Source organism: Streptomyces sp. NPDC058469 (assembly GCF_042721125.1).
Lineage (GTDB): Bacteria > Actinomycetota > Actinomycetes > Streptomycetales > Streptomycetaceae > Streptomyces.
The window spans coordinates 20171-37847 of record NZ_JBHXME010000031.1 but is presented as its reverse complement, the minus strand read 5'-3'; the positions used below and the strand labels follow the sequence as shown (position 1 = coordinate 37847).

Sequence of the window (17677 nt, the reverse complement as noted above, 5' to 3'; positions counted from 1 at the left end):
CCGCTCGCGAACGTGCTGCTCGACGCCCTGGACAGCGGCGCCCTGGACCATCACTCGGCACGTGACGCACAGCCCGTCGGCGAGTACGCGGCCTGGCTCACCCCGCTGCGCACTGCACCGAGCGGCACGGGCGCGGACCCGCGCACCGGCCATCTGCTCGATGCCGCGACCGAGATCGCCGAGCTGCTGGGCGACGGCTTCGAACTCCGTACCGCGCTGCGCGATGCCCCCGAGCTGGTGGCCTCCACCCTGCTGCACGGCCGGGAACTGCGCACCACCCTGCGCACTCGCCCCGAACTCGGCGCCCTGCTGACCCGGCCGGGCGTCGCGGAACTCCTCGTCAACCAGCCCGCTCTCACCGTCGCGCTGCGCGAACACGGCGGATTCCACCTGGAGTTCATGGGCAACCCGAGGCTGCGCGCCGAACTGCGTGATCACCCGGGCTTCGCGCAGCGCGTCGCGGCCGACCCGGACCTGGCCCGCGCCGTCGGCAGCGACGACCGCGTCCACGAGGGCTATTGGCTGGAGCCGGCCCTGCGCCGCGTCCTGCACACCGTGCCGGGAGCCGTCGCGGCCGCTGCTCGCCACACGGCCGGCTTCGCCGATCTGCGACAGCGCCGACCCCTGCTGGACGCCTTGGACCGGGCTGCGGCGGACATCCAGGCGTATGCCGGGGGCGGGGATCGTGCGGCCCGCCTCAACGCCCACGCCGCGCTGTTCGAGGCCGTACTTGCCCACACCGAGGTCCGCGACACCTTCGCCGCCCAACCCGCCCTCCTCGCCGGGCTGTTGCTGGCTCCGGCCGCCGCGTCGGCGGTCGCCGGACACGTGTCCCGGCTGCTGGGTGGTGGACGCCTGCGCAAGCTGCTGCGCGATCAGGAGCTGATCGAGGCGCTGGAGCGGTACCCGGCGCAGGCGTCCCTGTTCCTCGGGGAGCCGGTCAGGCTGCGTGCCGCTCTGGCCGCACCCGCCCTCGTGGAAGCGGCGGATGCGGACCCGAGCCTGCATCGGCTGCTGGCCGGCAGTCCCGGCACCGCCTTCGCCATCGGCGTGGAGCCCGCCGCCGGGCGCGCCCTGGCCGCCACTCCCGGACTCGCGGTCCTGCTCTCGGCCCAACCCGCGCTCCAGCGGGCCGCGCAGCGCGACCGCGTCCTGATCGCGACCCTCGCCCGGCGTCCCGGCCTGGTCTCGGCGCTGCGTCAGGACCGCGGGCTCGCGGCGGAACTGGCCAAGGACAGCACGCTCGGGCGCGCGCTGCTCACCGTGCCGGGGCTCGACGCGGCCCTGTCGGGACCGGACCGTCGCGGTGTCGCCGCCACCCTCCGCGGTAGCACCGCGATCGCCGACACCCTGGCGGACACCCTCGCACCGGATCTCACCGCCGAAGAGTGGACGGCGCTGCTCACCTCCCCGGAATTCGCACCGCTCGCCGCGTCCCACCCGGCGCTGCTGCGCGGGGTGCTGACCGATCCCGCCCTGCGTGAGGCCGCGCTGTCCCCGCACTTCGAGGCGGCGGCCACCCGTGTACGGCAACTGCGCGGCGACGCTGCCTTCGACAGCGAACCGGCCCAGCTGACCGCGCTGTTCGCACCCTTGCTCGCCGATGCGGAGCGGGCCGCGGAGCAGGCGGCGGCGATGAGCACGACCGCCGCCTCCGCCCATGACCTTCTCTCCGGTCTGTCGTCCTCCCCGTCGCCCGCGGTTCCCACCACCCCTGGCGAGGAGACCTCCTCGGGACGCGGTGGGACGAAGAGCGCTGGCGCCGGCCCGAAGCGGCGGCGCCGCAAGGGCCGCGGCCCGAGCGGCCGGGGCACCGCCGTGCCCGCTCCCTCCGCCGAGCCGCTGCGTGACCTGCTCGCGCGCCGTCACCCGGACCTGTTCGCCGCGATCACTGCCGTGGACGGTCTCGTCGAGACCATGGAGACCGAGACCCTCGCCCCCGTGCTGCGGGAGGACCCGGGCCTGGCGGTACTGCTCGCCGCCCAGGACGGCCTGGCGGGCCAACTCGCCACCGGAGCCGACGAGATCACCCGGCACCGCTTCGTCGACCACGTGACCCGCGAGGGCCTCGGCGAGGACGCCGACAGCGACATCGCCGCGTTCCTGCACAGCGTCGACCTGACCCTCGCCGATCCGTACCGCCCGTGGTTCGCCGCCATCGCCCGCGAGCAGCGGGAGACGCTGGTGCGCCGCCGCGCCGAACAGGACCTCGCCACCCGTGCGGGGGACGCGGCGCGCCTCGCCGGATTCCCGGTGACGCAGCCGCAGTTGTGGGTCCACAGCGGTACGTACGCCTTCGCCGGGAGCACGGTGCGGGAGAGCGACCTGCTGCCGGAGGAGATGGACGTCGTACACCGTCTCGCCGTGTCCCACGACGGCACCGGTGACGACGTCCTGCGGATCAACGCCCCGCTGCGCGCCCACCTTCCGGGCGGCAGGGAACTGGCCTACTTCCGCGCGCTGCGGGCGGACGGCACCCTTCTCCCGGTCGTCTACGGCATCACCGACCCGCACGGCACCGACCGGTGGACCGGTCACGGTGGTCACCACCGGGGTGGGCTGCCGCTCGTCACCATCGAGGGCGAGCCGCTGCTCGTCCGGTCCCGGGCACGGCTGGCCGCGCTGACCGAGGACCGGGTGGGGGTCCCGCCGGTCGGACGGGGTCTCGCCGCGGCCGGCTTCGGGCCCGCCGGTCAGGGGTATCCGGGCCATGCGGCCGGATTCTCGGACGCGTATCTGGACACCCTGCCCGCACCCGCCGAGCCCCTCGTCACCGCGAACTGGGGCCTGGACGCACAGGAGTTGGCGCAGGCGCCGCAGCAGGACCGCCTGACCGCCCTCGGTGACCTGACGGCCGCTCAGCGGGCCTGGCGGGCCACCGGCGAGGGCCACGCCCTGCTCACCGCGCTCGCCGCCTCGCCCCGGATTACCGGCCGTGAGTTCGCCCAGCTCGCCGCCGTACTCCTGGTCGAGGACCCGAAGCCGTCGCCCGCCCGGGACGAGCATGGGCTCCGGGGTATCGCTGCGGAACTGCTCCAGGTACGGGAGGTGGCCCTGCGGGTGCTGGGCAGCGGTGCCACGGTGCGGGTCCTCGGCCGCGATGAACTCCTCACCGACCTACGGGACTTCGCCCACCTGCGTGCCGTTCCGCTGCCCGACGAGACCCGCACCTGGGACGACGTGCGCGGCGGCACCTCCGCGGACGGGCTCGTCGTCGCCGTTGACATCACGGCCGTCGGGGATCCGTCGGACCCCGTCGAGCGCGTGCGTCCGCTCGCAGAGGTCATCGCGGCGTACGGCCTGACGGCGGAGCAGCGACGCGTGGTGCGGCGCTCGTGGGACGACCTCATGACCAGGCCCCGCGAGGAGAAAGCCCTGCCCGACGGGCCCCGCGTCGGCCTCGACGGCGAGCCCGCCGACCCCTATGCGGCCGGCAGCCCGGACACGTACTACGCGCAGCTCACCGCGGCCCTGTTCGGGGCGAACACCGGCGCGGACCCGTTCACGGGGCAGCCGCGCAACAACGGTTCCGCCTGGGTGTCCCGGCACGAGTCCGCCGAGATGCTGCGGCTGCTGGAACAGGTCCACGGCGCCGAGGCGTTGCTCGCCGGACGGCGGGAGGTCGATGGCGACCCGGTCGCCGGTCCCGGCACCCCGGTGGCCGACATCGCGCAGGACGCGGCGGCGGAGGCCCGGTACGAGGCCGCCTTCGTCACCTACACCGCATGGCTCGACTCGGTGCGCCCGCGCGCCACCATCGTCGGTGGTGTGGAGACCATCAGTGGCGCGGGTGCCCACGGTCCGGCGGAGAAGGAAGCTGCCTGGTGGAATCTGCTGGCCGCCGCCGCCGATCCCGCCATGGCCGAAACCGCGCCCGCTTCGGATGCGGTGCCGCCCACACGTGAGCGGGCATGGGGCGCCTGGGAGCGTTCCGGTGCCGCCCTCGCCGCCGCGCACGCCCGCCTCGCCCGCGCCGACACGCAGGACCGGCACACCTCCACGGGCGCGTCCCCGCGGGAGCGGGAAGCCGCCCACGCAGAGGTCGTGCGCGCGGCCGCCGTCCACCGTGCCGCCGCCGACGGGCTCCGTACCTGGGGCAACGACCCTGAGCGGGCGGCGGAGTTGAGGGAGCGCTTCGACGCCGAGTGGATCGCCCGCGTCGGGGGCGCACCCGGCGGCGGCAAGAAAAAGAAGAAGACGACCGACACCCAAGCCGGTACCAGTACCAGCGCCGATACCGGCACAGGTCCCGCGGCCGCCTCCTCCAGCGTCGTGCGGACCCCGACCTCCACCCCGGCCGACACCCTCCGCAACGCCGTGTCCGCCGCCGCGAGGCGAGTGCCGCCCGGTCACCTCAGCGCCACGGCCGCCCTCCTCGCGTCGAAGCGGACCATGGAGATCATCGGCATCTACGAGCAGAGCACCGGAGTCGCCCTGGCCCCGGACGTCCTCGACAGTCTGGCCGAGTACCTGCTGCGCAACACGGACGCCGTCCGGGTCGCGCGTACTGAACCGGCCGAGTTCGCCGGGTTCCTGGACCGACTCCTCGCCGCGCCCGAGGTTCTTCGGAACCTCAACCGGATGACGGAGATCCACGCCTTCGTCGCCGCACGCCCCGGGATCGTGACCGTGATGGCGGCCCTTCCCGCGCTCGGCGACCGCCTCACCCAGGTCCGGGCCGACGGCAACCCCGTCGCCTGGAACCTGAAGTCGCTGAGCGACCGCGTGAGCCGCAAGGTCGACCCGTACGCCGAGGCCGCCAGGGGCCTGGACGGCATCTTCGACGACCTGGGCCTGCTGGTACTCCTTGAGAGCGACGGAGAGATGACGGAGTGGCTGCTGTCCGCTCCGCAGATCTACCGCTGGTTCCGCGGAGACCGAACGGCCCTGAGGGAATTGTTCCAGGCAGTGGTGCTGCGTAACGTGATCAACAATGTGCCCGAGCTGGGCCGCGCCGCAGGTGCCTCCGAGAACAGCGTCTACCGGTTCGCGCTTGCGTCCACGGTGCTCTCCGAGTTGAACGAATTCCGGTATGCCGCCTTTGGGCGTCAGGAGGAACTGAAAGAGTTCGTCAAGGACATTCGGCGTATCGACGGCGTCAGCCGTCACCCCCGCCAGATTCGGTTGCTGTTCGCCGTCCCGGAGTTCTTTGACGCCTACATGGAGGCGACCGCGGCTGATGGCGAGGCCATGCTCACTGCCATGGACGTGCAGCCCATGCTTTCGGAGGTCTTGCCGAACAGCTCGGCGCTGGGTGCTCTCCTCGCCGAAAACCCGGCCCTACGGCAGGCTGCCTACGCCAACCCGGACGTGTCTCTGGTGCTTTCCGCGCGTCCCACCCACTTCGACATACACCTGGGGGACCGGGCCGCGATGCTCACCGCGCTCACCGAGGCCACCGCGCCGACGCCGCAGGCTGTCGGGGGCACCTCGGGTCCGGCCTTCGTGCGCATCATGAACCACCCCGTTCTCGGACCGGTGATCCGTGAGCCAGGGCTGGGCCGGGTCCTCGCCGGGGACCCGGAGGCGACCCAGCAGATCGCCGACCACTCCGAACTGTTGGCATACCCGCACGAGTTCCGGGCGCTGCTGAACGACCACGCCCCCCTGTTGCGCTACCTGCGGCCAGGCTCGCCGCTGCTGCGACCGGGGGTACTCAGCGCGGTACTGGCACAACCGGCGCTCATCCCCCACCTCCAGACCCATGACGGGACCCCCGGCCCGGTGCTGAGCGCGCTCGACGAGCTCACGACCGATCCGGGCTTCGCCGCCTACCTGCGTGTCTCGCGTCGTCTGACCGACATGATCGTGCTCGGACCGTACTTCGCTGCCCGGATACAGAAGATTCCCGGCGTCATGGAATCCGTGGAGAGCGGCGATCGCCTCATCTCCGGTCTCATGGCCGCCAACTGGGTGATCGAGGACTTGGAGGAAGAATATGTGACGGTCGATCAGGTGATGCGGGCCGACGGTGCCCTGATGCGTCTATTCATAGACAACGTCGCGCTCCTCAGCGTGATGCACGGGTTCCCCGAACGGTTCCGCGCCCTGTTGGCGCACCCGGATCTTGTCGATCTGATGCATGAAACCCGGATGCGGGGCGTCCCCTCCGAGCACTTGGCGCGGTTGCTCGACAGCTCCGCCGTCCTCGACGCCCTCAGCACCGAGGACGGACTCGTGCTCTTTCGGGCCCTGCTCCGGACGCCCGAACTCCTGACGCGGGCTCTCTCCCGGCCCGGGTTCTTGGCCGCCGTGGTCGAGCGACCAGGCCGGTACGGCGACGCGCTGGGGCACGACGAGCTGTCCGTGGCCCAGGAGGAGTTCCCGGAAGACCTGGACCACACGGGTCGGCGGGTCGACGCCGACGCAGGCGACCTGCATGTGGCGCTGACCGCGTTCCTCGAACTGCCTGCCGCCACGCGGATCGACCGGCTGGAGGCCGACGACCGCACCTGGCAGCAGCCCTATCTCGACCGGCACGGCCAAGGGCTGGACGACACCGAAGCGGCCGCACTCTCGGACCGACTGCAGGACTTGATGCGAGGCATCCGGGAGACCCGGGGACTCAGCGTCGCCATCCGTGGCGACGCCGCCCTCGCGGGCCGCCTGCTGCACAGCCCCGAGCTACTGGCGACACTGCGCCACCGGCCCGCTCTCCTTGAGCACCTCGGTAACACGACGGCCCGCACAGTGCTGTTCGGGCAGCCGGGACTGGTCCGCGTGCTGCGTACCAGCGCGTCCTTCTACCTGGAATTCACCGCCGGTAACGAGAAACTGCTCGCACGACTGATCGCTGCCCCCTACCTGGCCCGCCGGGTCGAAGAGAACCCCGAGTTGGTTCGCGTACTCGCCGATACGTCGCTTTTCGTCGCCTATACCCAAGAACCGTCTTTCCGGCGCCTGTTCCACATCGGTCCCAAGGCTGTCGTGGCGGCCGTGAACGGGTCCGAAACCGTCCGTGACATCTGGCGCTCGCGCGCCCTATTGAGCGCCCTCGACACCCTGGCCCGCGACGCCCACCCCGGCACCCAGGTCATCTTCGAGGCTGTGCTGGCGCACGGCGGACTGCGCGCCCTGCTCATTCAGGATCCGTCCGTCGTGTCGGTACTCGCCGAGCGGAACGCGCTGGCCGTGACCCTCGCCCGACACCCTGACCTCGCCGTCAGTACCGCCGACCTGCGACACCTGCTGGAGCACCCCACGCTGGCCGACGACCTGGTGGCGCACGGACACCTCGCGGTCCCGGTGCTGCGCAGCCGTACGCTCACCGTCACCGCGCTCGCCGTACCCGGTCTGGTTCCGGCGTTCGCGGCCCACCCGCAGCTGCTCACGCTGGTCACCCAGGCGCCGCTGGCCCAAGGACTGCTGCGCCGCGACCCCACTCTGCTCGGCGCGTTGAGCCAGGCGCCGGACCTGGTCACCCTGCTGCGCACGCAGCCGGCCCTGGTGTCCGCCGCCCAGAGCCGGCCCGAGATCCTCCAAGCGCTGTCCGCCTCGCCCGAGTTGGTCGAGGCGTTCCTCGCCAACCGCCTGCTGGGTGAGCGGGTCCAGCAAAACGCGGGACTCGGCCAGGCCCTGCTCGCGCTCCCCGGCCTCGCCGCCCTGCTGTCCGGGCGGCGCGGGCGGAGGCTGCTGCGCATGCTCGACGACCGTCCCGCACTGGCCGCGGCACTCGCCGAGCCGACCTCCGGCGGCTTCGACGTGGAAACCCTGCGTCCCCTGATCAGCACCCGTGCCGTCGCCGACCTCCTCGAACTGCATTCTCGGCTGCTGGCGCAGGCCGTTGCCGACCCGCAGGTGCGCGAGCTGCTGCTCGTCCCGCGCGTCGCCCCCTTCGCGGCCACCGCGCTCACCGCCGAACCGGAGATCCTCACCGATCCCGCGCGGCTCCTGGAGCGGCTCACCACCCTGGCCCAGCCGGGGCGCGCCGAGACCGAGACCGCGCGGCCCGTGGCGGAGGACCCGGCGGACACCGGGGCCGTAGAACGCCGGACGGACACCCAAGTCCCGGCTCCGGAGGGGCAGCCGACGGCTCCCACCGCCGTGGACCCGGTGCGCGTAGCGCTCGGGGACGGGCTGGCCGGTCTGTTGCGCGCCCACCGCGAGGTCGCCGAGAACATCGCCGCCGACTCCGAACTCACCGCGCTGATCCTCGCCGAGCCGCTGCTGAGCGCCGTACGGGAGGAGGCGGCTCTCGCGCAGTTGCTCGCCGTCGTGCCCGATCTCGCCGAGCGGCTCAGCGCGAATCCGGGGGATCTCGCCCGGTACTCCTTCGCGGCCCACTTGAGCTCCCTGCCGGTCACCGGCCAGTACGTCGAGACCGTCGCGGAGTTCCTCGCCGACCGGGAGCTGTACCTGGACCGGGAGAGCCAGGCCCGCTACCTCGACGCGGCACGGGACGTCTGGACCCGGGCCCAGGCGGGCCTGCTGGCGCGGAACGCCGAGCGCTGGCGTGCGGCCCGGGCCCGGGCCGCCGCCGTCGACCCGCTCGACCCGGCCACCTGGGTCCTGAACGAACTCCCGCTCTACGACGGGGCGTTCGGCTACCTGGAGGACGGAACCCTCCCCGAGGGTGACCTGGGCACCGTGCTGCGCAACGTCGCCACCGGGGCGCTCGCGCCGCGCGACGGCTACAGCCGGCTGGAAACCGCCCAGCATGTGCACCGCAAAACCGCCGGCGGCGTCACCTTCGCCCGCGTACTGGTCGGGGAGGAGCCCCGGAGCAGGCCCGACGGCTTCCTCGAAGGCGATCCGGACCGCTACGGCACGGTGTCGACGATCTTCTACGGCATCGCCGACCGGCGCGGCGCGGGCAACGAGAACGCCTATGTGTGGCGGGGCTACGGCCGCCAGGACATCAACGGCGCGCTGCCGCTGGCCGTCATCGAGAACCACCCGGCGCTCAAGCGCTCGCGCGACCTGCGGGCCGAGATCGCCGCGGACGACCGTGCGAGGGCTCCTCAGCGACGTCCGCTGGCGGCACCGCCGGTCCTCGGCGGGACCGTCCCCGCCACCTCGGCGCCGACCCCGCCGCCGGCCACCCCCACCGGCACCGGCCCGGATGCCGGCGAACCGGTCACCGACGTGGCCGCGTGGGTGGCGATGCCGCAGGGCGAGCGGCTGAACACGCTGGAGTTCCTGGCCGACGGCCGGGCCTGGCGGGCGAGCGAGCAGGGCCGTGCGGTGCTGGCGGCGCTCGCGGCCTCGCCGGAGGTCCCGGCCCGTGACTTCGCGCAGTTGGCCGCGGTGCTGCTGGTGGAGGCGTCGCCGCGGTCGGGTGCTCCGGCGTCGGGGCGCCACGAGGCGCGCGGGCTGCTCGCCCGGGTGCTGGGTGTGCCCGCGGTCGCGCTGAGCGTGCTGAACAGTGGGATACGGGTGCGGGTGCTGGCCCGTGACGAGCGGCTGACGGAACTGCCGGAGTTCGCGGAGCTGGCCGGCGTGGAGCTGGAGGACGGCTCCGGGCGCACGTGGGACGTGGTGCGGGGCACGAGCCATGCCGCGAACGGCATGGTGGTTCTGCCGGAGGAGAACCTGTTCGGCGACACGACCTCGGTGGGTGACGGCACGCGCCAGCACGAGGCGTACTCCTCGAATCTGCACGAGACCATGCACCTGGTGTGGAGCGTGGGCATGACCAGCGACCAGCGTGCCGTGGCGGTCGCGTCCTACTCTGAGCTGCTCCACGAGTCACCGGAGCGGCCGGTGTGGCCGGACGGGCCGCGCGTGTCGCTGGACGGCCGGACGGTCGAGAACTACTCCTCCGGCAGCCCCGAGGAGTACTGGGCGCAGCTCGGCAACGCTCTCCACGGCGGCAACGCCGGTGTCGATCCGTTCACGGGCCGGCCGCGCAACAACGGGCCCGCCTGGGTGCTCGGCCACGAGTCGCCTGCGATGATCCGCCTCCTCGGGGATGTCTACGGAGCCGACGCGTTCACCGTGCCGACCGGTCCCGACCGGCCCGCCGCCCTCAACCCGGTCACCGAGTTCGGCCGTCGCGAGGAGGAGCTGACCGCGTTCCGTCAGTTCTCGGAGCTGGTCGACGTCCGGCCCACCAAGGCGTTCGGGAAGCGTGCCGACGCCGACAGCACGGCCGGGGTACGGATCGAGGGGCTCGGGGCCCAGGCGCTGACGGAGTTCGGCGAGACCGTCGCGGACCGGGTGGCGGGTCTCATGGGTCTGCGGGCCGGCGCGCTGGAGCGACTGGCCGAGCTGGAGCAGGACCTGGAGCACCAGGAGGACGCCGTCGACGCGGGAGCCCTCCGCGCCGGGTTCTCGAAGCGCGCCGCCGCGGACCCGTCGCTGCCGGCGCTCGCGGTGGCCCACCTGGAGGCCGACGTGGCCTGGCTGGAGCAGGGCCTCCAGGCGCTCGGCGAGGACCCGGAGCGGTTCGACGCCAGGACGCCCGGCGCCCGGCTGCCCGGCGGCGCCAAGAAGAAGAAGGCGAAGAAGACCGCCGCAGCACCGCAGACCGGAGACACCTCACCAGCGGGCACCAGCACGGCCGCCTCCACCCAGCAGCAGCTCACCGACACCGCGGTCATCCGGGCCATCGCCGGCCGTGTCGTTCCGGCCGGTTTCCTCGCGACGGCCCAGAACCGGAGCTCCTTGGACACCACGCTCACGCGGGTCGCCCAACTCGGCTCCGCCTATGAGCAGCACCGCGGACAGAGGCTTTCGGAGACCGGTCTCGAATTCGTCCTGGCCCATCTGCTGCGCAACCCCGAGGTCGCGCGCGGCCTGCCCGACGACTTCGCCCACCTCGACCGGCTCATCGGGTACCCACAGGTCCTGCGGGACGTCAACAGGCTCGTGAGTGTGTCCGCCGTGCTGATTTCTCACCCCGAGGCCATTCCCCTGATGGCCCGCTTCCCGGTGCTGAGGGAGCACCTGACACGGCCTGCGGTGGCCGACCAGCTCACCCCCAACCTCGACTGGCTGACCCACCTCACGTCGCGCGATCCGCAGGGCCCCGCGGCCCGCGGCCTGACCGAGCTGCTCCGCTCCACTGACTACCTCGAAGACCTGGAGCGCGACCCGGACCTCCTGGACTGGTTGCTCACCCGTCCCCAGACCGCCCATCACTTCGCCGGCAACTGGACCGCGTTCGACGACGCGCGGTCGCACCCCGGCCTGTACGAGGCGATGTCGAACGGGAGGATCCTGGAGGCCGTCGGCGCGACCGGCGTGGGGCACACCGCGCAACGGCTGGCGCTCAGCGAGCCGCTGCTGCTGGAACTTCGCCGGTACGCCGACGACCGCTACTCCGTCGACGTACTCGCACGTCTCTTCAAGGACAGCTCGTTGATCGGGCCCCTGGAGAGAAACCCCCGGCATCTGAGCGCCATTGCCGCACACCCTGAACTCCTCGCCGCGTACGTGGCGCAGCGCGACCGCGCCGTCCAGGACACGGAGCGCATGCTGGACGTGATGGACCAGCAGCCGACGCTCTCCGAGCTGCTGGTCACGGTGCCGGGCCTGGCCCGGGCGCTGGCATCCGACGAGACACTGCTCGTGGACGCCTACGGCAACCCCGGGCTCGCGCAGGCGCTTTCGCAGCGGCCGACGCTCCTGGACGGGTTGCTCGGCGACGGCGGTCATGGTCCCGCCGGTCCGGATCCGCAGGCTCTGAGGGAGGCACTCAGGACCGCCGCTCCCGTGCCGGCCCCGGTGGTCCCCGCGCCTGCCGAGGGCGCCCTACCGATTATGCGCCTGGCCGCACATCCTGTCCTGGGCCCGGTGCTGCGCGAACGCGTCGCCGCGCCGGCTCCCGCGGCGGGCGCTGCCCCGGCCGGCGGGCGGTCCGCGGCCACGGTGCCGCTCTCCGCCGCCCTGCTGCGGGACCCGGGCGCGATGGCGGCCCTTGTGGACCACCCGGACCTGCTCGTCCACCCGCACGAGTACCGGGCCCTGTTGCGCGACCCCGCGCTGCTCGCTCTCCTGCGCCTTGCGGACGGTCAGCCGTCGACGCTGCTGCTGCCGGGGGTGCTGCGCGCCGTCGTCGCCCAGCCTCGCCTCGCCTCGGAGCTGGTCGACTCGCGGACGACGGAGCGCCTTCTGGCTGAGCTCCGTACCGCCTCCGCCGACGCGCGTATCGTCGAGTGGCTGCGTAGTTCGCGCTACTTCGCCGAGTTCTTCGTCGGCCATCCCCAGTATCTGTCGCGGGTGATGCGGGTGCCCGGACTGGTCGAGTCGTCGGCGGTCGACGAGCGCGCGCTGGTCGGTGCCCTGCGGCTGCCCCAGCTGATGGAGTCGCTGGAGGACGGCGACATCACGGTGGCCGACCTCATCGGCCACGATGGGGCGCTGTTGCGGGTGTTCCTCGAAAACCCGAGGGCTGCCGACGCCGTCTACGGCCACCCGGAGCGGCTCACCCATCTGATCGCGCACGTCGGACTCGTCGAGATTCTGGGAGATGCCCCGAAACTTCCTCTCAGCACCCGTCACTGGGTACGGCTGCTCGACGATGAGAGCCTGCTGGCCATGCTCGACGCGGACGCGAACATGGATCTCGCCGCTGCGTTGATCATCGAGGACGGAGACCGCCTCGCGGACCTGTTGGCCCGCCCTGACCTCCTGAAGGAGCTGAGGGAGGATCCCGACCAACTCGACATGATCATGGAGGCCGTCGACGACGACGTAGACGACCCAGGCGCGTTCGCCGCGTACTTCACCGCTTTCGGCGAACCGGACATCGACGAGGACGGCATCCGCGGCGACACTGCCTCCAATCGCCTCGGCAGCCAGATCGGCGAGGTCCTGAGGCTGGCGCAGACCGAGATCGACGAACTGCTGGCCACGGACGACCGCACTTGGCAGGAGCCGGATACCCCCGAGCAGTCCGACCGGCTACAGGCGGCGCTGCGGGGCATCCTGTCGGTGCGCGGCCTGCGGGCCGCTGTGGAGGACGACCCGGGACTGGCGCGCCACCTGCTCTACAACCGGGAACTGCTGCCCACGCTGCGCGCGCGCACTGATCTCGTGGACCTGCTGGACCTCCAGGTATACCCGTCCTCCGGACGGCTCCTGCGGGAGAGCCCTGGTGTCGTCAGGGCGCTGCGCACGCACGGCAACTTCTACCTGGAGTTCCGCGCGGCGCTGGATCACCTCTCGGTGCTGCTGGTCGACATCCCGTATCTCGCGGAACGGGTGGCGGAGAACCCGGAGCTGGGACGTCTCCTCGCCGACGGGCACCTGGCCGGCGTCTATCTCGGAGAACCCGCACTTCGGCAGGTCATCCGTACGGCGCCCGCCGTCGCGGCCATCGTCGCCGCCGACCCGGGACTGATCGCCCAGTTCCAGTTCGCGCGGCCGCTGCTGAACGAGTTCAGCCGCCTCGCCCGGGAGGAGGCTCCCGGCGCCGCCGACCTCTTCGAAGCGGCTTTCGCCCAGCCGCAGTTGCGCTCACTGCTGACCGCGGAGCCCGCGCTCGCCGCGACGGTCGCCGGCCGTCCCACGCTGGCCAGGGCGCTGCGTGCCCAGCCCCGTATCGACGACCACGACCTGCTGCGGTCGCTGATCACCGACGAAGACTTCGTCCAGGCTCTGGAGGCGCACCCCGGCGCCGCGGAGTACCTCTTCGTCGGCACCAACCACCTCGTCACCGCGCTGTCCGTGCCCCGACTCGTGCCCGCGCTCGCGCACGACGTGGCCCTGCGGGCCCTGCTGGACGCCACGCTCGTGGCCCATGTGCTGCTACGGCGGAGTCCCGAGGTCGCGGACGCACTGATCGGGCAGCCCGAGCTGAGCACCGTGCTGCGCACCCAGCCCGGGGTCCTGGACTCCCTGGAGTCGGACACCGCCGAGTCGGCGCAGGGGCGTGCGGGCAACGGGCTCCTGGACCGGCTGGTGGACCGCCCCGAGCTGGTGACGGCGCTGCACAGCGCTCCGCACCTGGGGGAGTGGCTGGTCGAGGACTCGGACCTCGGACGCGCGGTCCGCGCGGTGCCGTCGCTCGCGCCGCTGCTTGCCTCGACCGGCAGCCGTGCCGTGCTGGCCACGCTGCGCCGCAACCCCGCCCTGCTCGGGGTCCTCGCGGAGAGCACCGGTCTCACCGTCACCCGCGAGGACCTCGCCGCCGTACTGCGCTCTCGTGCGCTGGCCGGTCTCCTCGAAGCCCAACCCGCGCTCACCGCAAGGGTGTTGACGGACGGGGAACTGCGCGCGCTGCTGCTGACGGACGGTGCCGCGACGGCGCTGCGGCAGCTCGCCGTGGACGATGCCGCGGTGCTGTCGCTGGACACCGCGTCTCTCGCGGCACGCGTGGCCGCGGAGTCGCCGGAGGCGGCACGCCGTGCGGCGCCGGTCGTGCGGGCGGCGTCGAGTGCCGCTGCGGAGCCGGAGGCGGCGGGCGGCGAGGAGGGGCCTCGGCGTGCCACCCGGGTCGACCCCACGGGGCCGGCGCCGGGGACCGTGGCCGCGCTGCTGCACCGGCGCAACCCCGCGTTCGCGCTCGCCGTGGCGGCGGAGCCCGGGCTGGCGGAGCTGCTGGAGCAGTCCGTGCTGGCGGAAGCGGTGAAGGAGCACGAGGAGCTGGCGGTGCTGCTGGCGGCCGTGCCGAGCCTGGCCGAGCGGCTGATCGCGGATCCCACCGTGATCGAGCGGTTCACGCTGACGCGGTACCTGCGCGACGCGGGCCGCACCACGCACGACATCACCGATGTGAACGAGTTCCTGGAGACGCGCGGCCTGTTGGTGCAGGGGGCGTACTACGACTGGTACGTCCAGGCCGCGCGCGTGTCCTGGCGCCGTTCCCAGGAGGAGTTCGCCCGCGCCCAGGCGGTGCGGGAGGAGCAGGCCCGAGAGCGTATCGAGAGGTTCGACCCGATCAACCCGAGCACATGGGTGCACGTCGACACCGACACCGAGGGCTTCGACGAGGCGGTGGTCTTCGGCGGCGACCTGACCGGGACGACCCTGGAAAGCCTGGACGGCAACCTGGCCCAGGTCGTCAAGGCGCTGGCGTCGGGGCGACGCCGTCCGGAGGACCAGGCGCACTGGGCGAACGTGGCGCTCCACGCCCATGTCGCCAAGGGCAGCCACGGGGTGTCGTTCGTGACCCTGCTGACCGCGAGCGGCCGGGTCGCGATCTACGCCTACGCGGTGGCCCATGGCCGTGCCAGTGGCAGCAAGGACTACGCCTGGGTGGGCCACGGCCGTCCCCACCCCGGCCCCCTGCCGCTGGCGGCCATCGAGCAGACGGACGGCCGGGAAGTACCCGAACTGCGCCTGTCGCGTGCCCTCGTCGAACAGGGCCGGGCCCTGCGCGAACAGCGTCGCGCCCAGCCCGTCCGCCCCCTCGCGGCACCCCAGGCATCGGCGGAGACACGGGAGGCCAGGCGGTTCGGCAAGCTCGCAGACCGTACGCCGCCGCTGCTGGGCCGGCCGGACCCCGCCGTCGGCCCCGAGGCGCTGACGGATCCCTACGACACGGCAGGCGACCGGGCGGCCACGCTGATGGGCCTGCGGGCCGCGACGCTGGAGCGACTGGCCGAACTGGAGGACCTGGAGGACCTGGAGGACCAAGCCGGCTCACAGGACCGGGTCGCGGATTCCACGCGCCGTCAGGCGCTGAACCGGCCGACGCTCGAACTGCTCGTGGACCATGCCGAAGCGGACGTCGAGTGGCTGGAGCGGGGCATCCGTGCCTTGGGCGAGGCCCCGGAGAGGTTCGACACCAAGGAGCCCGACGGCCGAATGCCCGGCGGGGGAAAGAAGAAGAAGGCGCCCAAAAAGAAGCCCGCCGGTGAGGGCGACGGGAACGCGAGCGGTGCCGAGGAGGCGCCCGAGACCGCCGCCGGGCCGAGCCGCGGCGATCAACTCCCCGTGACTATGGGGTCGTTCACTGACAACGCGGTCCTGCGCGAGATCGCCGGCCGCGTCATTCCGCCTGACCTTCCGCTGGGGAACCAGACGGTCACCGTGGCGCGCGTCGCCCAGACGGCCTCGCTGTACGAGCGCCACCGCGGCGGCGGCCTGCCGAAGGCCGACCTCGAACTCGTCGCCCTGCATCTGCTGCGCAACCCCGGCGCCAGGCAGCAGGCCGACCGTGCGAACTGGTCCTACTTCGACCGCCTGACCGAGCACCCCGAGGTCATGCGTGTCGTCAACCAGTTCAACCAGACGAGCGCGCTCCTCGTCTCCCACCCCGAACTCGTCCCGGCGATGGCGGAGTTCCCGGCGCTGCTGCGTCAGCTGGGGCGGGCGGCCTCGGAAGGCGGCGACCCGGTCCACAACCTGGACGCACTCGGCACCGTCGTCCGGTCGAATCCGCAGGGTCCTGCCGCCACAGGCCTGCGCATGCTGCTCGCCGACCACGGTCAGCTCCAGGTTCTCGAACGCGACGCCACCATGCTGGCGTGGTACGTCGGTCATCCCGAGGCCGCCTACTACTTCAGCGGCGACTGGTCCGCCGTAGAGAGGATCCGACAACACGGACATCTGTTCGACGCGATGTCGAACGTCCCGAGGATCATGTCGATCGTCGGCTCCATACCGGACTCTCTGACCGCGCACCGGCTGGCTCTCGGCGATTCCTTCGTGATGGAACTGCACAACCACGCCGATGCTCTGAACGACCCCGGGATCGTCGCGCGACTGCTGAGGAGCGCGGGACACCTGGAGGCGCTGGAGCGTCACCCGCTCCACACGCGCGTTTTCGCCAGGCACGCGGAGTTCCGTGCCGCCTATGTGAACCTCGGGGTGGGGGACAGCACCCAGGCCGAGGACATGCTTCGGCTCATGGACAGGCAACCGCTGCTGTCCGAGGTCATCGTCGACCTCCCGCGCGTCGCCCGGGCGCTCGCCGCCGATCCGGCGCTGCTCGCCGCGGCCTACGGGAATCCCGCGCTCGCATTCGCGCTCTCCGCGGACCCGACGCTGCTGGACGGCCTGATCGGCGACGGAAGCGACGGCCCGACGGGTTCGGACCCGACGGCCCTCAAGGACGCCGTAAGCGGCGTCGCGGCCGTACCGGCACCCGAGGCCGTACCGCCGGCACCCGGTGCCAAGCCCATGGTCAGGCTCAACGCCCACCCGGTGCTCGGCCCGATGCTGCGGGAAACGATCCCCGCGGGCGGTCGACACCCCGCCGGTACCCGGCTCATCGGACCGCTGCTCAAAGACCCGGCCGCGACGGCCGTCCTCGCGGACCACCCGGACCTGCTGACGTATCCGCACGAGTACCGCAGACTCCTGCGGGACGAGCCCTGGCTGCTCGCATACCTGCTGCCGACGGCCGACGGCACGCCCTCAGCGCTGCTGGAGCCCGGTGTGCTGAGCGCCGTCCTCGCCCAGCCGCGCCTTTACAGGACGCTGCAGCACGCGGAACGCGGGCCGTCACTGAAGATGATCCTCGGCCGTGTGTCCACGGACACGCGGATCGTGGAGCGGCTGCGGAGTTCGCGTTTCCTCGCCGAGACGTTCGTGAACAACGAGGAGCACATCGAGCGCGTCATACGGATCCCCGGTCTGCTCGAGTCGCTGATGAACGACGAGCGGGGGCTCATCGGAGCCATGCGGCTGCCGCAGCTGATGGAAGCGATGGAAGAGGGCGAGATCACGCCCCAGGACCTGGCAGGCGGGGACGGCGCCGCGCTGCGGGTGTTCCTCGGCAACCCGCGTGCCGCTGACGCCGTCTACGGCTACCCGAAGCGGTTGGCCAACCTGTTGGCCAACCTCC

Annotated in this window: 1 protein-coding gene (only partly in view); it reads left to right on the top strand. The window is 72.4% G+C overall.

On the top strand, positions 1-17677 hold part of the coding region annotated (locus tag ACFWP5_RS16575) for a hypothetical protein (protein WP_384156048.1) (this coding region is incomplete at its 3' end). The annotated region is longer than the window, extending 23421 nt past the left edge and 20170 nt past the right edge; 17677 of 61268 annotated nt are visible.